We start from the raw sequence: 21,988 nt of genomic DNA, 5'->3' as shown, positions 1-21,988 counted from the left end.
GCAGTGAGTCAAGCGTCAAAATCTGTCAGGTTCGAGGTTCTTGACGTCTTCTTAGCGTCTCGAACGGTCGCATTGATGCCCCACTTACGGGTGTTCCCGGCGTGTCGCATCCGGCGCGTAAAGGTCCAGACCCTCCCCGTCAAGAAGCCGTCAAGACCGACGGCCGACGCGCGGACGGCGGTAGACAGTGTGATGTTCGGCCGCGCCACGCATGGCGGCCGATGCCCGACGACCAAGGAGATGACGGTGCCGGATTTCGCGGTCACGCTGAGTGTGATTCTCGGCTTCCTGTGCTGCGCGCTCGTGCTGCGCCTGATCTCCACCGCGAATGCGCCTACCAGGGCGCGCGTGCCGCGAGACTCGCAACGGCCCCCACGCGCGATGATGGACGAGTGAAACGCGGGCAACTACGGATATACCTCGGTGCCGCGCCAGGTGTGGGCAAGACGTACGCGATGCTGGCCGAAGCCCATCGGCGTCTCGAGCGCGGTCGCGACGTGGTCGCCGCGGTGGTGGAGACACACGGGCGCAAGAAGACGGCCGAACTGCTGGACGGCATCGAGCGTATTCCGCCGAAGATGATGACCTATCGCGGCGCCACCATGCCCGAACTCGATGTCGAGGCGGTGTTGCGGCGCAAGCCCGCGGTGGTGCTGATCGATGAGCTCGCGCATACCAACGTGCCGGGTTCGAAGAACGAGAAGCGCTGGCAGGACGTGCACGAAATCCTCGGCGCCGGGATCGATGTGGTCTCCACGGTCAATGTGCAGCATCTGGAGAGCCTCAACGACGTGGTCGAGCAGATCACCGGGGTGGTGCAGCGAGAAACCGTGCCCGACTGGGTGGTTCGCGGAGCCGATCAGGTGGAGCTGGTCGACATCACCCCGGAAGCGTTGCGGCGCAGGCTGTCTCACGGCAACGTCTATGCCGCCGAGAAGGTCGATGCCGCGCTGCGCAACTACTTCCGCACCGGAAACCTCACGGCGCTACGGGAATTGGCGCTGCTGTGGCTGGCCGATCAGGTCGATGCCGCGCTGGCGAAGTACCGGGCCGATCACCGGATCACCGACCTGTGGGAGGCCCGCGAGCGGGTGGTGGTCGCGGTCACCGGCGGCCCGGAGTCCGAGACCATCGTGCGCCGGGCCAGCCGCATCGCCACCAAATCCAGCGCCGATCTGATCGTGGTGCATGTGGTGCGCGGCGACGGCCTGGTCGGGGTGTCCACGCAGCGGCTGACCCGGCTGCGGGAGTTGGCCGACAGTCTCGGTGCCAGCCTGCACACGGTCACCAGCGACGATGTGCCCACCGCGCTGCTCGACTTCGCCCGTCAGGTCAACGCCACCCAGCTGGTGCTGGGTACCTCGCGGCGGTCGCGCTGGGCCCGCATCCTGGACGAGGGCATCGGGTCGAGCGTGGTGCAGAGGTCGGGAAAGATCGACGTGCACATGGTCACCCATGAGGAGGCCAAACGCGGTTTCCGCTGGTCCTCGCTGATGCCTCGGGAACACAAGCTCTCGTCGTGGCTCGTGGCGCTGGCGGTGCCCTCGCTGATCACCGCCGTCTGCCACTTCTGGCTCGATCGGCCGCTGGATCTGGCCGGGAAGAGTGCGCTGTACTTCATCGGCGTGATCGGGGTGTCGCTGCTCGGCGGGGTCGCGCCGGCCGCGCTGTCGGCGGTACTCGGCGGCATGCTGCTGAACTGGTTCTTCGTCTCCCCCCGCTACAGCGTGACCGTTGCCGAGCTGAACAACTTCCTCACCATCGTGGTGATGGCGATGGTCGCGGTCGCGGTCGCGGCACTGGTCGACATCTCGGCGAAACGACGCCGCGAGGCCCGCCAGGCATCCCGGCAGGCCGAGCTGCTCACCCTGTTCGCCGGGGCGGTCCTGCACGGCGCGGATCTGCACGACCTGCTCGAGCGGGCGCGCGAGACCTACGGTCAGCGCGCGGTCAGCTTCGTCACCGACGACTCGGTCCTGGCCTGCGTCGGCGAGGATCCGCCGCGGAAGGTGGCCGAGGCCGACGCCGCCATCGAGGCCGGGGACGACACTCATTGGCTGCTACTGAGCGGCCCATCGCTGTCGCCCGCCGATCGGCTGGTGCTCGGTGCGGTCGCCAATCAAGCCGCCGGACTCGTGCAGCGGCGGCAGCTGGCCGACGAGGCACAGGCCGCGGCCGGAGTCCTCGAGGCCGACCGGCTGCGCCGCGCCCTGCTGTCGGCGGTCAGCCACGACCTGCGCACCCCGCTGGCGGCGGCCAAGGCGGCGGTGTCGAGCCTGCGCAGCGACGACGTCGAATTCTCCCCCGAGGACACCGCCGAACTGCTGGAAACCGTCGAGGAATCGGTCGACCAGCTCACCGGCCTGGTGGGAAATCTGCTGGACTCGTCGCGACTGGCCGTGGGCGTGGTGAAACCGCAGCTGCGCCGGGTGTATCTGGAGGAAGTGGTGCACCGGGCGGTGGTCAGCGTCGGCATGGGCACCCGTGGGGTGCGCCGGGCCGGGGTGGATCGGGTGAAGGTGGAGGTCGGCGACGTCTCGGTGCATGCCGACAGCGGCCTGCTGGAGCGGGTGCTGGCCAATCTGATCGATAACGCGCTGCGCTATTCCCCCAACGACACGCCCATTCGGGTGACCGCCGAACGCACTGGCGACCGAGTGTCGGTTACCGTCGTCGATTACGGTCCCGGAGTGCCTACGGGCATGGAGGACCAACTGTTCGAACCGTTCCAGCGCCTCGGCGATCGGGACAACTCCACCGGTGTCGGGCTGGGACTGTCCGTGGTCCGGGGATTCGTGGAGGCCATGGGCGGCACCGTCCACGCCGAACCGACCCCCGGTGGAGGACTGACGATGGTGGTAGATCTGCCGGCTGATCAACAAGAACAGGAGAACGGGTGACGACACCGGCGATAGGGCCCCGGGAGCGCGACCAATCCCATCCGGCGGCGACCAAAGTGCTCGTGGTCGACGACGAACCGCAGATCCTGAGGGCACTGCGCATCAACCTGTCGGTGCGCGGCTACGAGGTGATCACCGCCTCGACCGGCGCCGCGGCGCTGCGTGCGGCTGCGGAGAAGCATCCGGACGTGGTGGTGCTCGACCTCGGGCTGCCCGATATGGACGGCATCGATGTGCTGGCGGGCCTGCGCGGCTGGAGTCAGGCCCCGGTCATCGTGCTGTCGGCGCGCACCGACTCCACCGACAAGGTGGAGGCGCTCGATGCGGGCGCCGACGACTACGTGACGAAACCGTTCGGCATGGACGAGCTGCTGGCCCGGTTGCGGGCGGCGGTGCGCCGCGCCGCCGCGGGCGGCGACAGCGCCGATCCGGTGGTCGAAACCTCCTCCTTCACGGTGGATCTCGCGGCCAAGAAGGTGACCAAGCACGGTCAGGACGTGCATCTCACCCCCACCGAATGGGGTGTGCTGGAGATGCTGGTGCGCAATCAGGGCAAGCTGGTGGGACGGCGAGAACTGCTGCGCGAGGTGTGGGGTCCGTCGTACGCGACCGAAACCCATTATCTGCGGGTGTATCTGGCGCAGCTGCGGCGCAAGCTGGAGGACGATCCGTCGCATCCCAAGCATCTGCTGACCGAGGCCGGGATGGGCTACCGGTTCCAGGCGTAATCCTCAGCGCGACAAGCGGATCGGCAGTGTCTTCCATCCGTTGACGAGGTTGGAGCGGATGCGCCGGGCCGGGCCCGCTGCCTCGATGCCGGGGAAGGCGGTCAGCAGCTCCTCGAAGAACACCCGGCCCTCCAGCCGGGCCAGATGCACGCCCAGGCAGAAGTGATGGGCGGTGCCGAACGACAAGTGCGGGTTGGGATTTCGGCGGATGTCGAAGCGCTGCGGATCGTCGAAGACGGTTTCGTCCCGATTGGCGGAGGTGTACCACATGGCGACCTTGTCGCCCGCGCGAATCGGCACCCCGTGCAATTCGGTGTCCTCGGTGGCGGTGCGGCGGAAGTAGTGCAGCGGATTGGCGTAGCGCAGGATCTCCTCCACCGCGGCGGGGATCAGGCCCGGCTCGGCGCGCAACTGCCGCATCTGATCCGGATGGTCCAGCAGCAGTTGCAGACCCGACGACAGCATGGCCTTGGTGGTGTCGTTGCCCGCGGTGACCAGTTGGGTGAAGAAGGCGCCGAATTCCGGTTCCGACATCGGACGACCGCCGAAGCTGCCGGACAGGATGAGTGAGGTCAGGTCCTCGCGGGGACGTTCGTCGGCGCGACGGCCGATGGCGAAGTCGACCCCGTAGCGCACCATCATGCTCAGCTCGGCTTCCCCCTCATCGTTCCGGCGCGCTTCTTGCCGGAATGCCGAGTCTCCGATCAGCTCGGGGTCCTGGGAGCTGGTGGACTGCTCGGCCCAGCGCCGGATCAGCGGCCAGTCGGGTTCCGGAATGCCGAACAGCCCGCCGACCACCTGACTGGGCAGCACACCGGCCACGTCGTGGACGAATTCGACGGTGCCGTCCACGTCGGACAGCAGCCTGCGGGTCAGCTCACGCACGCGGCCCGCGAGGCGGCCGATGACCCGGGCCTTGAAATGTTCGGCGACCGGTTTGCGGTAGCCGGTGTGCCGCGGCGGATCCATCATCAACAGCATGTTGCGGCTCTGCGCCAGCCGCTGCGGCGGCGGATCCTCGAGCAGCACACCCGCCCGCTCGGCGGAGTACAACCGCGGATTACGGGCCACATGAACAACGTCGGCGTGGGTGAGCACCGCCCAATATCCGGGTTCGCCGGGCATGTCCTGCCAATGCACCGGATCGCTGCGCCGCAGTTCGGCGAAGATGTCGTGAATCGGCCCGCCGACATACAGGTCGGGGTCGTAGATATCGACGCTGACACTCACCGGCTTCACCTACGTCCACTCGCTACCGGCGTTCTCCGCGCCAGCGTAGGCGGGTCGGAGCAGACCCGAGGGCGGTTTTCGGTACGCCGGTCCCGGTGATCGGGACGGCGTCGCACCCCCTCCGTTCCGGCATGCCTTCGGCCGGAATCTCCTCGGAACGATGCTGGCATGCGGAGGTGAGCGGGCAAATGGCAGGATCTAGACATGGCTGAACAGACCGCTGCCCCGGCACCCGTGGCGTCGAGCAAGGCGCCCACGACCCTGTGGGTCGAGCGCACCGGTACCCGGCGCTACACCGGCCGCAGCTCACGCGGCGCCGAGGTGGCGATCGGCCCGGAAAGCGTCGAGGGTGTGTTCACACCCGGTGAGCTGCTCAAGATCGCGCTGGCCGCCTGCACGGGGATGAGTTCGGACTTCCCGCTGTCGAATCGGCTCGGCGACAACTACGACGTCACCATCCGGGTGTCGGGCGCGGCCGACCGCGAGAGCGAGGTCTACCCGCAGCTGGACGAGGTCCTCGAACTGGATCTCAGCGAACTCGACGAGGCCGGTCGGCAGCGGCTGCTGGTGACCGTGCAGCGCGCGATCGACAAGGTGTGCACGGTGGGCCGGACCCTGCAGGCCGGGACGAAGGTGAACCTGTCGTTCCAGATCGACTCGTGATGGCGGATCCGGTTCGGCTGAGCGCATGGGTGCACGGGCTGGTGCAGGGCGTCGGATTCCGGTGGTGGACCCGCGCCCGCGCCTTGGAGCTGGGTCTCGTCGGCCATGCCCGCAACGCCCGCGACGGGCGCGTGCACGTCGTGGCGGAAGGGCCGCGCGAGAAATGCGAGAGCCTGCTCGATCTGTTGCGGTCCGGCAACACGCCTGGCCGCGTCGATCTGGTTGTGGAAGACTGGAGCGCCGCGCAAGGCGGGATCTCCGGCTTCGAGGAACGGTAGTGGCGGGGAACAGGGAGTCGATCGTTGGCAACTGAACAGTCCGGTAACCGCCCAGGCGATCGCGAGTCCCGCGATCCCGAACGCCGCGACACGACCGGGGCCGATGCGACGGGCACCGGTCGCGACGACAGCTCGTCGGCCACACCTGGTTTCGCGGAACCACCGACCGGTACACCGCTGCCCGGCATGCCGGACTGGCTGTCCGGCGCGACTGCCGCCCAGGGTGTCGAGCCCCCTGCGCCGGGTGAGCCGGGTGAATCGAAACCCACTGGCACCACGCCGAACGAACCGGCCGAGGGCGAAGCTCGCGAGGAGCCGATGCGCCGCATGCGCGGCAGCGTTCAGCGCCAGGAACCGGGTGTGACGCAGCCGCGGCCGCCGACACTGGCCGAGACGCGCGCTAGGGAGAAGGCACGCAAGCGGGCCGAGGAAGCGCAGCGGGCCGCCGAACAGGCGCTGGAAGCCAAGCGGCGCAAGCGCAAGAAGATGCTCATCGGCGGCGTCGCGATCGCCGGGATCGCCGCGGTGGTCGGCGCGGGCTACCTCATCTACGAGGCGGTCACCGCACCGGACGAGGTGACCGCAGCCTGCGTCGTCAAGAAGGAGGACGGCCAGGAGGTCGTGGTGCCCGACGACGACTGCGTGCGGGCTCAGAACGCCGCGAGCACGGGAGGCCACTACGGCGGCGGCTTCCCCGGCATCTTCTTCTTCGGCGGCAACCAGTACCGCTACTACTACGGCGGCAATAACACCGTGGGCCGCCCACCGACCGGCGGCAGCTTCGTCGAACCCAAGAACGCCCACGTCAGCACCAAGAGCGGCACCGTCGTTCGCGGCGGCCTGGGCAGCAGCACCGCAGGCAACAGTGGAGGAGGATCCTAGATGCGACGAATGCGCGGCCGGCCACGCGCGAGCTGGCAGCGGATCATCGCCGATCAGGGTCTGGTCTACGGGTCACCGGGTGTCGACACCAACGGTCACCCGCGGCCGTACTGGGACGAGTCGGTGCACTACGAATTCGACCTCGACGAGATTCTCGGCCTCGAGGCCCAGGTCGAGGTGCTGCATTCGATGTGCCTGCAGGCGTGCGAGCACATCGTGCTCACCGAGCGGTTCGCCGAATTCGGCCTGCCCGAATGGAGTTGGGGCCCGATCAAGGAGTCCTGGCAGCGCTCCGACCCGTACGTCTACGGCCGGTTCGATCTGCGCTACGACGGCCGCGGCCCGGCAAAGCTGTTGGAGTACAACGCCGACACCCCGACCTCCCTGCTGGAGGCCGCGATCGTGCAGTGGCATTGGCTGACCGACGAATACGAAGGCGACGATCAGTGGAATTCGTTGCACGAGAAGCTCGTCGAGCGCTGGGGTGAGCTGCTGGAGCAGCTGCCGACCAACGAGATCCACTTCACCTGGTCGTCGGCCGACGCCTCGGGTGAGGACAACGTCACCACCGCCTACATGCAGGAGACCGCCGCCGAGGCCGGATTCGACACCGTGGCCCTGCCGATCGAACAGGTCGGCTGGGACACCGAATTGGATCGGTTCGTGGATCTGGCCGAGGCGCCGATTCAATCCATCTTCAAGCTGTACCCGTGGGAATGGGTGCTCGACGACGACTTCGGCAAGCGCGTGGTCGACTCCCTGCCGCACACGATGTGGATCGAGCCGCTGTGGAAGGCGATGCTGTCGAACAAGGCGCTGCTGGCGGTGCTGTGGGAGATGTATCCCGGCCATCCGAATCTGTTGCCCACCTACATCGATGATCCGCACGAGCTGACCGAGTACATCCGCAAGCCGAAACTCGGGCGCGAGGGCGCCAATATGACCATCGTCGGCGCGGGCCTGGAAACCGCCACCGGCGGCGTCTACGGCGAGGAGGGCTTCGTGTACCAGTTGCTCGATCCGCTACCGGATTTCGACGGTATGCGCCCGGTGGTGGGCGCCTGGATCGTCGGCGACAGCGCGGCGGGCATGGGCATCCGGGAGACGCCGGGGCTGATCACCGACGACACGTCCACTTTCGTTCCCCACCGCATTCCGACCAAGTAGCATCCCTGCAATTCGACACCACCTCACGGAGGCCCCCTTGACCACCACCCTTGCGCTCGAAGCGGGGTACTGGAACACGATCGGCCGCGGCGTCGGCGCGATTCTCCTGTACGCGATTCTCGGCTTGGCGCTCATGCTGATCGGCTTCTTCGCCATCGACGTCACCACTCCGGGCCCGCTGCGCAAGCTGGTCGCCGCCGGTAATCCGAACGCCGTGATCGTCACGGCCGCCGGCGTGGTGAGCATGGCGCTGATCGTGGTGATCGCCGTCTACGCCTCGGCCGGAAAGCTCGTCGAGGGGCTCATCGCCGCCGCGATCTACGGCCTGGTCGGCATTGTCGCGCAGGTGCTTTCGGTGCGCGTGCTGGAATGGGTGATCGGCCTGGACATCGGCAAGCTGCTGCACGCGGACTCCTACGAGAACTCCGCCCTGATGGTCGCCGCCGCCCACGTCGGCATCGGCCTGGTGGTCGCCTTCGCCATCCTGTAGAGGGCTCTCGTCATTCCGGCGTGCTCTTGGCCGGAATCTCCTCGGTGAAGGCCAGGAGCTGATCCAGCGGCCAGGTATTGATGACCCGTTCCGCCGCAACACCGTTGACGAGGGCGCGTTCGCATCCGTACCACTGCCAATCCAACTGGCCGGGCGCGTGCGCGTCGGTGTCGATGGAGAACAGACAGCCCACCTCCACGGCCAGCCGGATCAGCCGGCCGGGAGGATCGCGCCGCTCGGGGCGGCTGTTGATCTCGACGGCGGTACCGTAGCGGCGGCAGGCCTCGAAGACCACCTCCGCATCGAATTGTGACTCCGGGCGGGTGCCGCGGCCGCCCGTGACCAGCCGCCCGGTGCAGTGTCCGAGAATATCCACGTTCGGATCGGCCACCGCGTACACCATGCGCCGGGTCATGGTCTCGCTGTCGGCGCGCAGGTTGGAATGCACACTGGCGACGACGATGTCGAGCCGTTCCAGCAGGTCGGCCTGCTGGTCGAGGGTTCCGTCGTCGAGGATGTCGACCTCGATGCCGGTGAGGATGCGAAACGGCGCCAACCGCTCGTTGAGTTCGGCCACCACGTCGAGCTGGCGGCGCAGCCGATCGGCGGACAACCCGTTGGCGATCGTCAGCCGCGGCGAATGATCGGTCAGCGCGCAATAGTCGTGGCCGAGGGCGATGGCGGTGCGCATCATCTCCTCGATCGGGCTGCCGCCGTCGGACCAGTTCGAATGGGTGTGCAGATCACCGCGCAGCTGTTTGCGCAGGGCAGCGCCGTCCGGAGCAATCTGCCGTGCGGCGCTGCGCAATTCGACCAGCCGATCCGGCACCATACCCGCGGCCGCCTGCATGATCGCCGCCGCCGTCTTCGGCCCGATCCCCGCGATCTCCTGCCAGTTGCCGTCCCTGCGATAACGGTCGAACTCCTGCTCCGACAGGGCCGCCACCGCATCGGCCGCCCTCCGGTACGCCTTGACCCGCGGCGTCTCGGCGCGAGAGCGTTCCATCCAGAACGCGATCTCGCGCAGGGCGATCACAGCGCTCTGTCTCGGGTCGTCTCCGGGGAGACTCGGAACCTCCTGCGTCACCGGCGAATCCGACTGTATTTCACGAAGGCCACTCCGTCCTCGAAGATGCGGCTGGTCGAGACGCGGAACCGGGTGGGCTCGGGCAGCTGCGCGCCCGCACCGAACAGCGGTCGGCCCCGGCCCAGCACGATCGGATACAGCTTCAGAAATATCTGGTCGATCTCCGGCAGCAGCACCTGCGCCAGCTCGCCACCGCCGCACAGCCAGATGCCGCGGCCCTTCTCCCGCTTGAGTTCTCGCACCCGTGCGAGCGGATCCGACGAGATCAGGTGGACATCCGGAGCCGGGCTCTCGGGCAGCGTGGTGGACACCACGAACTGCCGCAGATGCGCATAAGGGCTCGATGTTCCGGTCCGCACGCCGAAATCGTGGGTCTTGCGGCCCATCAGGACGGTGTCGAAGGAGCTTCCCGGCTTGTCGACACCCAGCGATTCACGCACTTTCGTCGGGAGGGTCTCCGGATATTGCGCGGTGATCGCGGGACCATGATCACCTCCGACCGGGAAGAAGTCGACCGAACCGTCCTCGGTGGCGATGAAACCATCGATGGTCGAGGCGACGTAGTAGGTCAGCTTGCGCATCCGTCCTCCCTTTCACGGTCCGTACTCGAGGCCGTAGTGAAAACGGTAGCGCTTCAGTTGCACCCCTGGGGGTGCTTCATCTCCCCCGCGGCTTTGTCTGGCAGCGTGGGCAGGAGTAGGACGAACGGTTCATGAACTTCTCCCGGCGGATCGCCGCGCCGCAGCGTCGGCACGGCTCGTCCTCGCGACCGTAGGCGGCCAGGGAACGTTCGAAATAGCCGGACTGGCCGTTCACATTCACATACAGCGCGTCGAAGGACGTGCCACCGGCCTGCAGCGCCTCGGCCATCACCGACTGCACATCGGTCAGCAGCCCGCGCAGTGCCGGGCGGGTGAGTTTGGCGGCGATGCGTTCGCCGTGAATTCCGGCGCGCCACAAGGCTTCGTCGGCATAGATGTTGCCGATGCCCGAGACGACCGTCTGATCCAGCAGCACGCGTTTGATCTCGGACTGTTTGGCGCGCATGGCCGCGACGACGCGCTCCGGGTCGAAGCGCGGGTCGAGCGGATCGCGGCCGATGTGGGCGACCGATTCGGGCACCAGGGTGCCGTCGACCTCGATCACCTCGTTGAGGGCCCAACCGCCGAAGGTGCGCTGGTCGACGAATCGGACCTCAACGCCCGTGTCGAGGGCGGCGACGATGTGGGCGTGCTTCTCGAGGGGCGCGTCGGCGGGCTGTACCAGCATCTGCCCGCTCATCCCCAGGTGGACCACCAGCGCGGTGTCGGGATCGTCGAAGGTCAGCCACAGGAATTTGCCCCGGCGCTGGGCGGATTCGATCCGCAGTCCCGCCATCCGGGCGGCCAGATCGTCACCGCCGAGCAGATGGCGACGGACCGAGCGGGGATGTTTGACGGCCACGGATTCGACGACGCGGCCCACCACATGTTCGGCGAGTCCGCGCCGTACGACCTCGACCTCGGGAAGTTCCGGCATTTAACTCTCGGCGGTCAGTGCCTGCCAGGCGGCGCCCGCGGCCTTCTGCTCCGCTTCCTTCTTCGACCGGCCGACGCCCTTGCCGTAGGCCTGGCCACCGATCACCGCCGTGGCGGTGAACTCCTTGTCGTGGTACGGGCCGGTCGAGGTGATCTCGTAGCTGGGCACGCCGATACCGCGCTCGGCGGTCAGCTCCTGCAGGCTGGTCTTCCAATCCAGGCCGGCGCCCATGCGGGGGCCGCGCTCGAGCAGATCCGCGAACAGCCGCAGCACGACGCTGCGCGCGACATCGATACCGTGCTGCAGATGCACCGCGCCGAGCAGCGACTCCATGCCGTCGGCGAGGATGCTCGGCTTGTCGCGGCCGCCGGTCAGCTCCTCGCCCTTGCCGAGCAGCAGGTGCCGGCCGAGACCGCCCTCGCCGAGCCCGCGGGCCACCTCGGCCAGGGCGTGCATATTGACCACGCTGGCACGCAGCTTGGCCAGCTCGCCCTCGGACTTGTCCGGATGTTCGAGGTACAGCCGCTCGGTGATGCTCAGACCGAGCACCGAGTCGCCCAGGAACTCCAGGCGCTCATTGGTCGGCAGGCCGCCGTTCTCGTAGGCGTAGGACCGATGGGTGAGCGCGAGCCGGAGCAGCTCCGGGCGCACGTCTACGCCGAGTGCCTCGAGCAGAGGGGTGTGGTCAGCGGCTTCGCCGACGGCGGGTGCGTCCGCTCCGTCCTTGCTGGCGGTCACGATCGGCTACCGGGTGCGGCGATCAGATGGCGGAGGCGACCTGGCGGCCCTTGTAGGTGCCGCAGTTCGGGCAGGCAATGTGCGGCAGGGTCTTCTGACCGCAGGCCCGGTTCGGGCAGGTGATCAGGGTCGGCGCGGTGGCCTTCCACTGGCTGCGCCGCGAGCGGGTGTTGGCACGGGACATCCGGCGCTTCGGAACGGCCACGACTACTTCTCCTCTGTCGATCGGGTTAGGTCTGATGCTGCGGTGTCGGCCGCGAAATTCGCGAGCCCCGCCCAGCGAGGGTCCAGTATCTCATGCTTGTGATCAGAACCCGCAATCGCCATCTGCACACCGCATTCCGGGCACAGTCCGGGGCAGTCGTCCTTGCACAACGGCTGCAGCGGAAGTTCGAGGCCGACGGCGTCGACGATCACCGGTTCCAGGTCGATCATGTCGTCGACCAGCCGGTAGACCTCGTCCTCCTCGGTGGTCTGCTCAGTGGTGCTGTCCGGATAGGCGAAAAGCTCGGTGAGCTGCAGCTCGATCTCGTCGGTGAACGGTTCGAGGCAGCGCGAGCACTCGCCGGCCACCGGGGCCGACACCGCGCCGGTGACGAGCACACCCTCGGAGACGGCCTGCAGCGTCAGATCGAGATCGATCTCGTCCCCCGCCGGAATCCCGACCAGCTCCAAACCGATCTTCTCCGGCGCGGTCACGGTGCGATGCACCGCACGCATGGATCCAGGCGCCCGTCCGAGGCTGCGCGTGTCCAGCACAAACCCCGCATCGGTCTGACGACGACGCGGACCGGAACCGGATTCGGCAGGCATCACGAACTCACTCATGCTCGGCGTGTGGAATGGGCAACCACTCAACAATACGCGACCACCCCCCACCACCTCAAAACAAGAACGCCCGGCCCAGGCCACCTCAGCCCTGAGCCACCACGCTCCACCCCTCATCCCTGAGCACCCCCTCTTGTCCCTGAGCACCCCCTCTTTCGCCCCGGGAGCCCACCGCTCATCCCGGAGCGCCCCCTCTCTCAACCTCGAGCGCCCCGTCCTTGCGGGGCGCCCCATCTTTCACCGCGAGCACCCTCCGCTCATCCCGGAGCGCCCTATCCCTCAGCCCGGAGCGCCCTATCCCCTCAGCCCGGAGCGCCCTATTCCCTCAGCCCGAGCGCGCTACCTCTCAGCCCGAGCGCGCTACCTCTCAGCCCGAGCGCGCTACCTCTCAGCCCGAGCGCGCTATCTCTCAGCCCTGAGCGAAGCGAAGGGTCAGCGGCGGAATTCGGAAGCGTAGTCGGGGACGCCCACGCCGGTGCGCAGCTGCTGGCGGCCGCGGCCGACCGTGCGCAGGGTGGTGTGCAGGGTCTCCTCGAAATCGGCGAGCTTGGAGTCGACGTAGTGGTCGCATTCCTCGCGCAGGCGGTCGGCCTCGGCGTGGGCGGCGTCGATCAGGCGGGCGGATTCGGCGTGGGCGGCGCGCACCACCTCGGTCTGGGAGACCAGCCGGTCCTGTTCGGCCTGGCCCTCGGCAACCGAGCGGTCGTAGGAGGCCTGACCTGCCGCGATCATCCGATCCGACTCCGTGCGCGCCCGGCCGGTGACGGCCTCGTATTCGGCCTTGCCATCGGCGACGATCCGGTCGGCCTCGGACTGGGCGGTGCTCACCAGGTGGTCGGCATGGGCACGAGCCTCGGCGACCATGCGGTCGGCGTGCGCCTTGGCGTCGGCGAGGATGCGATCGGCCTCCTCGCGGGCCGCGGAGACCGTCGCGTTGGCCTGTTCGTTCGCGCTGGTCACGGTGTTCTCGGCCGACACCCGCGCATCGGTGACGATCTTGTCGCGGTGGTCGAGCACGTCCTGGGCGTCGTCGAGTTCGCCGGGCAGGGCCTCGCGCACGTCGTCGAGCAGCTCGAGCACATCGCCGCGCGGGATGATGCAGTTGCGGGTCGGCGGGATGCCCCGCGCCTCTTCCACGATCGCGACCAGTTCGTCGAGTGCTTCGAATACGCGATACATCTACAGACCCCACTCTCCTGCCGAACTCTCACGGCGCATGTCGTGCCGTCGGGCCTCGCACCGGCCTGGGCCCAGTGTGCCTCTCGTCACGATCATCTGCCCAGTTCACCTCCGGTGTGTCGTGAGGTGTTTCCAAGGCCACAGAAATCAAGTGGAGGTATTCACTCCACTTGGTGTTATCTTTACTACCGAGCGGTAGATCAGTCGGCCTCCGGCGACCCCGGATCCGGCGAAGTTGGATCGGAAAGACAATGGCTGTCCTATATCCGGTACCTCCGGGCATGTGGGTAATCCCGCAATCCGGCCCGGATATTCCCGCACAGCCCGAGGGCGTTCGCCCCCGGCCCGCCTCGTCCGGAGTTCCGTTCGGAAGTGTCCTGTTTACGCGGGCGGGAGCATTCCTGCGCGGCGACCACTGGTTCCCGCAGCTGATCCGGTTCGCACTCGTCGGCGGCCTCAGCAATATCGGCTACTTCCTGCTGTTCCTGGCCTGCTACGGCGGCGGCCCGCAACTGGCCAACCTCACCGGCTCGGTGGTGAGCACGGCCCTGGCCAACGAACTGCACCGCCGCCTCACCTTCCACGCCTCCGACCGCGTGAACTGGCTGACCGCCCAACTCGAGGGCGGCGGCCTGGCCCTGGCCGGCCTCGCCATCACCTCCGGGGCTCTGGCGATCCTCGACCTCACCGCCCCCGGCCTCAGCGACATCGCCGAAGCCATCGCGGTCGTCGCCATCACCGCCGCCGTAGGCACCCTGCGCTTCCTCACCCTCCGCCTCTGGGTCTTCTGACCCAAGCCGCACCCCTTCTCGAAATCCGCACCCCCTCCAGCACTCCGGAGGGGGTGCGGCTGTGTGTACGGGGTGCGGCTGTGAGCTGGTCACATGAGTAAGGAACCGCAGCGGAGTACCCCACGTCATAACAGAGCAAACCAATTGTTGCGGGTACTCGATGTGGAGGTGTTGCGATGAAACGTTGCCAGGGAGGCCGCATCTCGTGGCGGTCCGACAGAAGTGCGTCCAGCCCCCGAGTTCGTCCCATTCGCCGGTTCGCCGAGCCGTGCCGACGTTTCCCGCTGCAGCGAAATCGGCGGCCGCGCACCGACCCTGAGGCCCAGTGATCGGCCCCTATCAGCCGCCTCACGTGTCGGCGGTTCCGACTTGCGCGAGGGGCAGCGCGTGCGGGTTGCGCACGGTGGCGAGCGTTCGCCGCAGGGATGAGGTGGTCGCGAGCGGTGTCAGTGACCAGGAGATCCGGCGGCTGTGCGCAGGGGGGCGGTGGCGTCGGGTGCGGCGTGGAAGTTATGCGGACGAGCAGACATTCGAGGGGTTGGACGCCATCGAACGCCATCGCGTCCTCCTCTCGGCCGCATTACCCGACCTGTCGAGCGGCGCGGTGCTCAGTCACCATTCGGCGGCGGTGATGTACGGCGCTCCGGTGTGGTCGGCGCTGCTGGACCGGATCTGCGTCACCCGCAATCGCCGCAACGGTGGCCGGATCAAACCGAATCTGAAAGTGCACTGTGCTCCGATCGAGACCGTCGCCGACATCGAGGGGGTGTTGCTGACCACTCCGGCGCGCACGATCGTCGATCTGGCGCGCAGTGCGCCGTTCGAGGCGGCGGTGGTCGTCGGTGATGCTCTCGCTCGCGAATACGGCGTCACCGCTACGGATCTGGCGATCGAGCTGGATGCGGCCAAGCGTCGGACGGGGATCGCGTGGGCGCGGCGGGTGGTGGCATTCCTGGAGCCGCACAGCGAAAGTGTGGGGGAATCGCGCAGTCGGGTGATGCTGCAGCGGCTAGGGCTACCGATGCCGGCCTCGCAGGGTGAGGTCTACACGGGCGAGGGGCAGTTTCTCGGCCGGGTCGACTTCTACTTCGGCGACACCGGAGTCGTCGGAGAGTTCGACGGGCGGATCAAGTACGAGCGGCTGCTACGGCCCGGCGAGGAAGCGGGCGATGCCGTCTTCGCCGAAAAGCGCCGCGAAGACGCCCTGCGGGCGAACGGATTTCAGGTCGTCCGCTGGACCTGGGACGAACTGCCCACCGGTGAGGTCCTCCCCCGTATCCGCCGCGCCTTGGCCCGCTCGCGCCACGAACACCCCGACGGCTTCATCCGCCAAGCCGCCCTACCAGAACCCAAACGCCTGATCACCCGCCGTCTCTGAACCACCCAGCCGCACCCCGTGCGCACACCCGCACTCTCTCCAGAGCTTTGTGCGGGGTGCGTTTGCCAATACGGGGTGCGGCTGGGGTTACCTGTCCTGTTAGCGTTCGAGCATGGCTGGAGCACTGTGCCCCGGGTCGTTCGATCCGGTGACCAATGGGCATCTCGACGTGATCAGGCGGGCGGCTGTGCAGTTCGACGAGCTCGTCGTCACGGTGATGATCAACAAGAGCAAGCAGGGCATGTTCAACGTCGACGAGCGTATGGAGATGTTGCGCGAGGCGACCGCCGACCTGCCCAACGTCCGCATCGAGTCCTGGCACGGACTGCTGGTGGACTTCGCCCGGGAGCAGGGCATCACCGCCATCGTCAAAGGCCTGCGCGACGCCACCGACTTCGGCTACGAGTTGCAGATGGCCCAGATGAACAAGAAGCTCTCCGGCGTCGACACCTACTTCCTGGCCACCAACCCGTCCTACAGCTTCCTGTCCAGCTCGCTGGTCAAGGAGGTCGCCACCTTCGGCGGCGACGTCTCCGACATGCTCCCCGCCTCCGTCCACAAACGCCTCCTCTCCCGCATCGCCGAACGCCGCCCCTGACGAGCCGCCCAGACGCACCCCTCCTTCGTAAACGCACCCCTCGCAGGCGCTGCGCGGGGTGCGGATGACGACAGGGGGTGCGGCTGGGTTAGGGGGTGTACTCGGCGAGGTCGAGGCGGGTTTCGCCGTAGCGGCGGGGTTTGAGGGGGGTGAAGGCGGGGGGCCAGGGGGTTTCGGGGGAGCGGGTGGGGCGTTCGAGGATGATCAATGCGTCGGGGTGGAGCCAGGCGTTGGTGGTGAGGGCGGTCAGGTCGGCGAGGACGGTGGTGACGTCCAGGGCGTAGGGCGGGTCGGAGAAGACCAGGTCGTACGGCTCGGCCGGGGGTGCTGCCAGGACGGAAGAGACTGTGGCCGGGCGCAATTCGGCACCCGGGAGCCCCAGGTCGGCAATGTTGGCGCGCACCACCGCCGCCGCCTTGCGATCGGATTCCACCAGCAACGCATGAGCGGCACCCCGAGACAGCGCCTCCAGCCCGAGCGCCCCCGACCCCGCATACAGATCCAGCACCCGCATGCCCTCGAAATCCACCCGCGCGGTCAGCAGACTGAACAGCGCCTCCCGCACCCGATCCGAGGTAGGCCGCGTCCCCGCAGGCGGCACCCGCAACCGCCGCCCACCCGCAACCCCGGCCACAATCCGCGTCATCGCCCCACCACCCGCATCCGCCGCTTCGGCCCCCGGCCACCATCGCCGATTCCGCGGGCGACCGAGCCTGCGCAACCGGGGCCGACCGCGGCCGAGGAGTCGGCCTGGGTAGGCGGAGTATCCGCCGCGCTCACTCCGCCGCGGCCTCGTTGAGGCGGACCACCGCCAGGAGGTCGCCGCCCTCGACCTGTTGGACCTTGGCGATGGCGATGCGTTGGATGACGCCGCCGCGGGGGGCGGTGATGGCGGCCTCCATTTTCATGGCCTCGATGGTGCCGATGGTGTCGCCGGCGGCGATGGTGTCGCCCTCGGAGACGATCAGGGTCACCACGCCCGCGAAGGGAGCGGCGATGTGGCTCGGGTCGGTCTTGTCGGCCTTCTCCGCGGCGGGGATCTCGCTGGCGATGGAGCGGTCGCGCACGGTCACCGGGCGCAGCTGGCCGTTGATGATGCACATCACGGTGCGCATGCCGCGCTCGTCGGGTTCGGAGATGGCCTCCAGGCCGATGAGCAGCGTGACGCCCTTCTCCAGCTGGACATGGTGTTCCTCACCGTGACGCAGCCCGTAGAAGAACTGGTTGGCCGACAGACCCGACGTATCGCCGTACTTGTCGCGGTGCGCCAGGAATTCGGCGGCGGGTCCGGGAAACAGCAAGCGGTTCAACGTTTCCCGCCGCTGCTCCGGCGAACCGTTCAGGGCCGCTTCCTCGGCCGCGGTCAACGGCGTCTCCGGTTTGGCGGGCCCCCGCCCGGCCAGCGCCCGGCTGCGGAACGGCTCCGGCCAGCCACCGGCGGGCGTACCGAGTTCGCCACGCAGGAAACCGATCACCGAGTCCGGAATGTCGTAGCGCCCCGGGTCGGCGGCGAAATCCTCGACGTCCACACCGGACCCGACCAGCGCCAACGCCAGATCACCGACCACCTTCGACGACGGTGTCACCTTCACCAACCGACCCAGCAACCGGTCCGCCGCAGCGTATTTCGCCTCGACCTCCTCGAACCGGTCACCCAGCCCCAGCGCGATGGCCTGCTGCCGCAGATTCGACAGCTGCCCGCCCGGGATCTCGTGGTGGTAGACCCGCCCGGTCGGCCCCGGCAGCCCGGATTCGAAGGGCGCGTACACCTTTCGCAGAGCCTCCCAGTACGGCTCCAGATCGCACACGTTCTGCAGGTTCAGCCCGCTGTCGTATTCCGAATTGGCCGCGGCCGCAACGATGGCCGACAGCGCGGGCTGGCTGGTGGTGCCCGCCATCGGCGCACTGGCCCCGTCGACGGCATCGGCACCGGCCTGCCAGGCGGCCAGATAGGTGGCCAGCTGCCCGCCCGGGGTGTCGTGGGTGTGCACGTGCACCGGCAGATCGAAGTTGCTGCGCAGCGCCGTCACCAGCGTGTGCGCGGCCGGTGCCCGCAGCAGTCCGGCCATATCCTTGATGCCGATGACGTGCGCCCCGGCCTCCACGATCTGCTCGGCCAGCTTCAGGTAGTAGTCGAGGGTGTAGAGGTTCTCGTTCGGATCCGACAGGTCACCGGTGTAGCTCATCGCGACTTCGGCGATGGAGGTACCTGTTTCACGCACGGCGTCGATCGCCGGGCGCATCTGGTCCACGTTGTTCAGCGCATCGAAGATGCGGAAGATGTCGATACCGGTCGCGGTCGCCTCGGAAACGAATGCGCGCGTGACCTTTTCGGGATACGGCGTGTAGCCGACGGTGTTGCGCCCGCGTAGCAGCATCTGCAGGCAGATGTTCGGGATCGCCTCACGCAGGGCCGCCAGCCGCTCCCACGGGTCCTCGTACAGGAACCGCAGCGCCACATCGTATGTCGCGCCACCCCAGCATTCGATCGACAGCAGTTCCGGCGTCATGCGGGCGACGTGCCCGGCCACCTGCAGCAGGCTGTTGGTGCGCACCCGGGTCGCCAGCAGCGACTGATGCGCATCGCGGAAGGTGGTGTCGGTGACCCCGATCCCCTTCTGCTCGCGCAGCGCCTGCGCGAAACCCTCAGGGCCCAAACGCAACAGCCGCTGCCGCGAACCGTCCGGCGGCGGCACGGTCAGGTCGATGGCGGGCAGCTTGTCGTGCGGGTACACCGCCGTCGGCCGCTCCCCGTGCGGCTTGTTGACGGTGATGTCGGCCAGATAGCGGAGGATCTTGGTGCCACGGTCGGCCGAGCCGCGCTGGGTCAGCAGATGCGGCCGCTCGTCGATGAACGAGGTCGTCACCCGCCCGGCCCGGAAGTCCGGATCGTCCAGAACCGCCTGCAGGAAGGGGATATTCGTGGCGACACCGCGAATACGGAACTCGGCCACCGCCCGCCGCGCCCGTGCCACCGCCTGACCGAAGTCGCGCCCCCGGCAGGTCAGCTTGACCAGCATCGAATCGAAATAGGCCCCGACCTCGGCGCCCAGATTGGCACCACCGTCGAGCCGGATGCCACCGCCACCCGGGCTGCGGTAGGCGGAGATGCGCCCGGTGTCGGGCCGGAACCCGTTGGCCGGATCCTCGGTGGTGATCCGGCACTGCAGCGCGGCACCGCGAATGGCGACGTTGTCCTGGTTCAACCCCAGATCGTCGAGGCTCTCCCCCGCCGCGATCCGCAGCTGCGACTGCACCAGATCGACATCGGTGATCTCCTCGGTCACCGTGTGCTCCACCTGAATCCGCGGATTCATCTCGATGAACACATGATTGCCGCGCTCGTCGAGCAGGAACTCCACCGTTCCGGCACAGCTGTAGCCGATCTGGCGGGCGAAGGCCACCGCGTCAGCGCAGATCCGTTCGCGTAGTGCGGGATCCAGGTTCGGCGCGGGCGCCAGCTCGATCACCTTCTGATGCCGCCGCTGCAGCGAACAGTCGCGCTCGAACAGATGCATGACATTGCCGTGCTGATCGGCGAGGATCTGCACCTCGATATGCCGCGGATTCACCACCGCCTGCTCGAGGAATACCGTCGGATCACCGAAGGCGGACTCGGCCTCGCGCATGGCGGCCTCCACCGACTCGCGCAGCTGCGCCCGATCGGCCACCCGCCGCATACCGCGCCCGCCGCCGCCGGCGACGGCCTTGACGAATACCGGGAACTCCATCGTCTCGGCGGCGGCCAGCAGCTCGTCCACATCCGACGAGGGCGCGCTCGAGGTCAGCACCGGCAGCCCGGCGGCCTTGGCGGCCGCGATGGCCCGCGCCTTGTTTCCTGTGAGCTCCAGCACATCGGTCGAGGGCCCGATAAAGGTGATGCCCTCGCGCGCACAGGCCGCGGCCAGGTCCGGATTCTCCGACAGGAAGCCGTAACCGGGGTAGACGGCGTCGGCACCGGCGGTCTTGGCCGCCTTGATGATCTCCTCGATGGACAGATATGCCCGTACCGGATGTCCGGGCACACCGATCTGATACGACTCGTCGGCCTTGAGTCGATGCACCGAGTTGCGGTCCTCGTAGGGGAACACCGCCACGGTGCCGACGCCGAGCTCGTAAGCGGCACGGAAGGCCCGGATGGCGATTTCACCGCGATTGGCGACCAGCACTTTGGAGAACATTCGCCTAAGGTACCTGGCCGCTGACCGGCTCCGAACCGCGAATGCGGCTTCGCAGCCATCCTCACAAACAGACCGCGGCGATCTGCGAAGTTGTGTTACCGCCACCGTAACGTGCCGTACCGCAAACCGCCACGCAACTGCCCTGCGGTGATGCCCAGCAGCAGCCCGCGCTCCTCCCCGGCCAACCGCGGGTTGACGGCAAGTATCAGAAAAGTGACGAGTAATAGGGGCAGCCGGATCTCCGGCAACCCGTTGCCCGGGAAGTCGGCGTGCAGCCGCGCCAGCCCGATGCCGCGCGGCCGGCCCTGCCGGTAGCCCGCGCGGAAGCCGCGGCGGTAGCGGTAGGCCACCAGCGCCTCGGGCAGAAAACCGACCCGATAGCCCTCCCGGTATGCCCGCCAGCCGAACTCCACGTCCTCGTTGGCGGCATAGGTGACCTCGAGCCCGCCGAGTTTGCGTAACACCTCGGCGCGCGCGCCCATGCTGCAGCCGACGATCTGCGGCGCGAACACCCCGGGTGCCTGGAACTGCTCGGGTGCGGGAATGTCCGCGGCCGAGCGCGGATTGTCGGCATTGAGGGTGTGCCCCTCCACCGCCGATCCGACGACGTCGTAGCCTTCGCCGAGGAAGTCGGTCAGCCGCGCCACCCACTGCGGGTACACGCGGTCGTCGTGATCGCAGAACAGCACGAATTCCCCGGACGCGGCGCCCGCACCGACGTTGCGCGCGTACGCGGCGCCGCGGGGGCCCGGCGCCGGAATATGTCGCAACCGCAGTCGCTCGCGCAGTGGATGCGTCGACAGATGGGTGCCCAGGTCGATCGTCGAGCCGTTGTCGGCGACGATCACCTCGAATTCGCCCGCGCAGGTCTGCTCGGCCAGCGCCGCGAGCTGGACGTCGAGCAGCGCCAGCCCCGACGGCTCGCGCAGGTAGGTGGGAATGACGATCGATACGGTCGGCTGTGGCACGGCGGGAACCCCCGTTGCTTCCGGCTGGGAATAAAACGATGGTGCATCACCGTAGCGGCGTTCGCGCCGCGCGCAACCGGAGCGGATACCGGAATACTGCGCGGGTATTCGTCGCTTATGCTCACTGATGCAGCTGGTTCGCTGTGCCGACGAGTTGGAGCCCCGAGCGTCGGAGTACAGCGTCGAAGCCGGTCCTCCGGGACCGGCGAGAGGGAACCCGGTGAGAATCCGGGACTGTCCCGCAGCGGTATGCAGGAACGACCGCCGTCATCAGCACTGGGTGCACACCTGGGAAGCGACGGCCAGTAGGGAAAGCCCCGGCATGCTTTCGATCGGGGAGCGCCTGTAAGTCCGAAGACCTGCCGGCTGTGCCGGGTACGCCGT

General features: G+C 67.9%; 22 protein-coding genes and 1 riboswitch. Of the genes, 11 read left to right on the top strand and 11 right to left on the bottom strand.

The window, feature by feature from the left end; genetic code table 11:
* Positions 1-240 precede the first annotated feature (240 nt).
* The 3 genes from IU452_RS38120 to IU452_RS12315 are packed head-to-tail and all read left to right on the top strand — an operon-like array spanning position 241 to position 3,628.
* The gene (locus IU452_RS38120; RefSeq protein ID WP_228817490.1) at positions 241-396 is read left to right on the top strand and encodes a hypothetical protein; all 156 of its coding nucleotides are present in this window, start codon (positions 241-243) and stop codon (positions 394-396) included.
* Positions 393-2,900, top strand: coding sequence for a sensor histidine kinase KdpD (locus IU452_RS12320; protein WP_324192574.1), 2,508 nt, complete (start codon positions 393-395; stop codon positions 2,898-2,900). The genes IU452_RS38120 and IU452_RS12320 overlap by 4 nt, the downstream gene beginning before the upstream one ends.
* Complete coding sequence (locus IU452_RS12315; RefSeq protein ID WP_324192573.1) at positions 2,897-3,628, top strand: response regulator; 732 nt, start codon at positions 2,897-2,899, stop codon at positions 3,626-3,628. Before IU452_RS12320 ends, IU452_RS12315 begins: the two co-directional genes overlap by 4 nt.
* Before the next feature lie 3 nt (positions 3,629-3,631).
* Here IU452_RS12315 and IU452_RS39185 read toward each other — a convergent pair whose 3' ends face one another.
* Positions 3,632-4,858 carry a cytochrome P450 gene (locus IU452_RS39185; protein WP_195109144.1) on the bottom strand — a complete coding sequence of 409 codons (1,227 nt, stop codon included), beginning with the start codon at positions 4,856-4,858 and terminating at the stop codon, positions 3,632-3,634.
* A gap of 204 nt (positions 4,859-5,062) precedes the next feature.
* On the opposite strand from IU452_RS39185, the gene IU452_RS12305 reads away from it, so the two are divergent.
* The 5 genes from IU452_RS12305 to IU452_RS12285 are packed head-to-tail and all read left to right on the top strand — an operon-like array spanning position 5,063 to position 8,338.
* Complete coding sequence (locus IU452_RS12305; RefSeq protein ID WP_195109143.1) at positions 5,063-5,521, top strand: OsmC family protein; 459 nt, start codon at positions 5,063-5,065, stop codon at positions 5,519-5,521.
* Positions 5,521-5,799, top strand: a complete 279-nt coding sequence (locus IU452_RS12300; RefSeq protein WP_195109142.1) for an acylphosphatase — start codon at positions 5,521-5,523, stop codon at positions 5,797-5,799. Before IU452_RS12305 ends, IU452_RS12300 begins: the two co-directional genes overlap by 1 nt.
* A 24-nt stretch (positions 5,800-5,823) precedes the next feature.
* Positions 5,824-6,681 (top strand): hypothetical protein, encoded by an 858-nt coding sequence (locus tag IU452_RS12295; protein WP_228817488.1) that lies wholly within the window; start codon positions 5,824-5,826, stop codon positions 6,679-6,681.
* On the top strand, positions 6,682-7,848 hold the full coding sequence (locus tag IU452_RS12290; RefSeq protein ID WP_195109141.1) for a glutathionylspermidine synthase family protein: 1,167 nt from the start codon (positions 6,682-6,684) through the stop codon (positions 7,846-7,848). It abuts the gene before it with no gap.
* A 37-nt stretch (positions 7,849-7,885) separates the two neighbouring features.
* Positions 7,886-8,338 carry a DUF350 domain-containing protein gene (locus IU452_RS12285; RefSeq protein ID WP_195109140.1) on the top strand — a complete coding sequence of 151 codons (453 nt, stop codon included), beginning with the start codon at positions 7,886-7,888 and terminating at the stop codon, positions 8,336-8,338.
* A gap of 10 nt (positions 8,339-8,348) precedes the next feature.
* On the opposite strand, the gene IU452_RS12280 is transcribed toward IU452_RS12285, so the two are convergent.
* The 7 genes from IU452_RS12280 to IU452_RS12250 form a co-directional block, all read right to left on the bottom strand.
* Positions 8,349-9,425 (bottom strand): PHP domain-containing protein, encoded by a 1,077-nt coding sequence (locus tag IU452_RS12280; RefSeq protein WP_324192572.1) that lies wholly within the window; start codon positions 9,423-9,425, stop codon positions 8,349-8,351.
* Positions 9,422-10,006, bottom strand: coding sequence for a dihydrofolate reductase family protein (locus IU452_RS12275; RefSeq protein ID WP_195109139.1), 585 nt, complete (start codon positions 10,004-10,006; stop codon positions 9,422-9,424). The genes IU452_RS12280 and IU452_RS12275 overlap by 4 nt, the downstream gene beginning before the upstream one ends.
* Before the next feature lie 76 nt (positions 10,007-10,082).
* A complete protein-coding gene (gene mutM / locus IU452_RS12270) occupies positions 10,083-10,943 on the bottom strand; it encodes a bifunctional DNA-formamidopyrimidine glycosylase/DNA-(apurinic or apyrimidinic site) lyase (protein ID WP_195109138.1) in 861 nt (286 codons plus the stop codon).
* Positions 10,944-11,681, bottom strand: a complete 738-nt coding sequence (gene rnc, locus IU452_RS12265; RefSeq protein WP_195109137.1) for a ribonuclease III — start codon at positions 11,679-11,681, stop codon at positions 10,944-10,946.
* Positions 11,682-11,703: 22 nt separating this feature from the next.
* Positions 11,704-11,886: a 50S ribosomal protein L32 gene (rpmF, locus tag IU452_RS12260; protein WP_187687618.1), complete on the bottom strand. Its 183-nt coding sequence runs from the start codon at positions 11,884-11,886 to the stop codon at positions 11,704-11,706.
* A 2-nt stretch (positions 11,887-11,888) separates the two neighbouring features.
* Positions 11,889-12,494 carry a YceD family protein gene (locus tag IU452_RS12255; RefSeq protein WP_195109594.1) on the bottom strand — a complete coding sequence of 202 codons (606 nt, stop codon included), beginning with the start codon at positions 12,492-12,494 and terminating at the stop codon, positions 11,889-11,891.
* Positions 12,495-12,941: 447 nt separating this feature from the next.
* Positions 12,942-13,688 (bottom strand): DivIVA domain-containing protein, encoded by a 747-nt coding sequence (locus IU452_RS12250; protein ID WP_195109136.1) that lies wholly within the window; start codon positions 13,686-13,688, stop codon positions 12,942-12,944.
* Between the two features lie 251 nt (positions 13,689-13,939).
* Between IU452_RS12250 and IU452_RS12245 the strand changes: the two genes are divergently transcribed.
* The 3 genes from IU452_RS12245 to coaD all read left to right on the top strand — a co-directional run bounded on the left by IU452_RS12245 (position 13,940) and on the right by coaD (position 16,455).
* A complete protein-coding gene (locus IU452_RS12245) occupies positions 13,940-14,479 on the top strand; it encodes a GtrA family protein (RefSeq protein WP_324192571.1) in 540 nt (179 codons plus the stop codon).
* Between the two features lie 496 nt (positions 14,480-14,975).
* Positions 14,976-15,857: a hypothetical protein gene (locus IU452_RS12240; RefSeq protein WP_324192570.1), complete on the top strand. Its 882-nt coding sequence runs from the start codon at positions 14,976-14,978 to the stop codon at positions 15,855-15,857.
* Between the two features lie 112 nt (positions 15,858-15,969).
* Positions 15,970-16,455, top strand: coding sequence for a pantetheine-phosphate adenylyltransferase (gene coaD / locus IU452_RS12235; protein ID WP_195109134.1), 486 nt, complete (start codon positions 15,970-15,972; stop codon positions 16,453-16,455).
* 88 nt (positions 16,456-16,543) lie between these two features.
* Here the strand turns inward: coaD and rsmD are convergent, their stop codons facing one another.
* From rsmD to IU452_RS12220, 3 genes are all read right to left on the bottom strand, one after another.
* Complete coding sequence (gene rsmD / locus IU452_RS12230) at positions 16,544-17,101, bottom strand: 16S rRNA (guanine(966)-N(2))-methyltransferase RsmD (RefSeq protein ID WP_195109133.1); 558 nt, start codon at positions 17,099-17,101, stop codon at positions 16,544-16,546.
* A gap of 130 nt (positions 17,102-17,231) precedes the next feature.
* Positions 17,232-20,636, bottom strand: a complete 3,405-nt coding sequence (locus IU452_RS12225) for a pyruvate carboxylase (protein ID WP_195109132.1) — start codon at positions 20,634-20,636, stop codon at positions 17,232-17,234.
* A 95-nt stretch (positions 20,637-20,731) separates the two neighbouring features.
* Positions 20,732-21,604: a glycosyltransferase gene (locus IU452_RS12220; RefSeq protein WP_195109131.1), complete on the bottom strand. Its 873-nt coding sequence runs from the start codon at positions 21,602-21,604 to the stop codon at positions 20,732-20,734.
* A 172-nt stretch (positions 21,605-21,776) separates the two neighbouring features.
* Positions 21,777-21,986: riboswitch (cobalamin riboswitch) on the top strand.
* Positions 21,987-21,988: the final 2 nt, after the last annotated feature.

The sequence above is a fragment of the Nocardia transvalensis genome (assembly GCF_015477765.1).
In the GTDB taxonomy this organism is placed as follows: domain Bacteria; phylum Actinomycetota; class Actinomycetes; order Mycobacteriales; family Mycobacteriaceae; genus Nocardia; species Nocardia transvalensis_A.
This window is presented reverse-complemented; position numbering and strand designations above follow the sequence as displayed.

What these genes read in the sequence shown, in the direction of transcription:
- IU452_RS38120 (WP_228817490.1), top strand. Translation starts at nt 241, where the DNA reads ATGACGGTGCCGGATTTCGCGGTCACGCTGAGTGTGATTCTCGGCTTC.
- IU452_RS12305 (WP_195109143.1), top strand. Translation starts at nt 5,063, where the DNA reads ATGGCTGAACAGACCGCTGCCCCGGCACCCGTGGCGTCGAGCAAGGCG.
- IU452_RS12300 (WP_195109142.1), top strand. Translation starts at nt 5,521, where the DNA reads ATGGCGGATCCGGTTCGGCTGAGCGCATGGGTGCACGGGCTGGTGCAG.
- IU452_RS12290 (WP_195109141.1), top strand. Translation starts at nt 6,682, where the DNA reads ATGCGACGAATGCGCGGCCGGCCACGCGCGAGCTGGCAGCGGATCATC.
- IU452_RS12275 (WP_195109139.1), bottom strand. Translation starts at nt 10,006, where the DNA reads ATGCGCAAGCTGACCTACTACGTCGCCTCGACCATCGATGGTTTCATC.
- mutM (WP_195109138.1), bottom strand. Translation starts at nt 10,943, where the DNA reads ATGCCGGAACTTCCCGAGGTCGAGGTCGTACGGCGCGGACTCGCCGAA.
- IU452_RS12255 (WP_195109594.1), bottom strand. Translation starts at nt 12,494, where the DNA reads ATGCCTGCCGAATCCGGTTCCGGTCCGCGTCGTCGTCAGACCGATGCG.
- IU452_RS12250 (WP_195109136.1), bottom strand. Translation starts at nt 13,688, where the DNA reads ATGTATCGCGTATTCGAAGCACTCGACGAACTGGTCGCGATCGTGGAA.
- IU452_RS12245 (WP_324192571.1), top strand. Translation starts at nt 13,940, where the DNA reads ATGGCTGTCCTATATCCGGTACCTCCGGGCATGTGGGTAATCCCGCAA.
- coaD (WP_195109134.1), top strand. Translation starts at nt 15,970, where the DNA reads ATGGCTGGAGCACTGTGCCCCGGGTCGTTCGATCCGGTGACCAATGGG.
- rsmD (WP_195109133.1), bottom strand. Translation starts at nt 17,101, where the DNA reads ATGACGCGGATTGTGGCCGGGGTTGCGGGTGGGCGGCGGTTGCGGGTG.
- IU452_RS12225 (WP_195109132.1), bottom strand. Translation starts at nt 20,636, where the DNA reads ATGTTCTCCAAAGTGCTGGTCGCCAATCGCGGTGAAATCGCCATCCGG.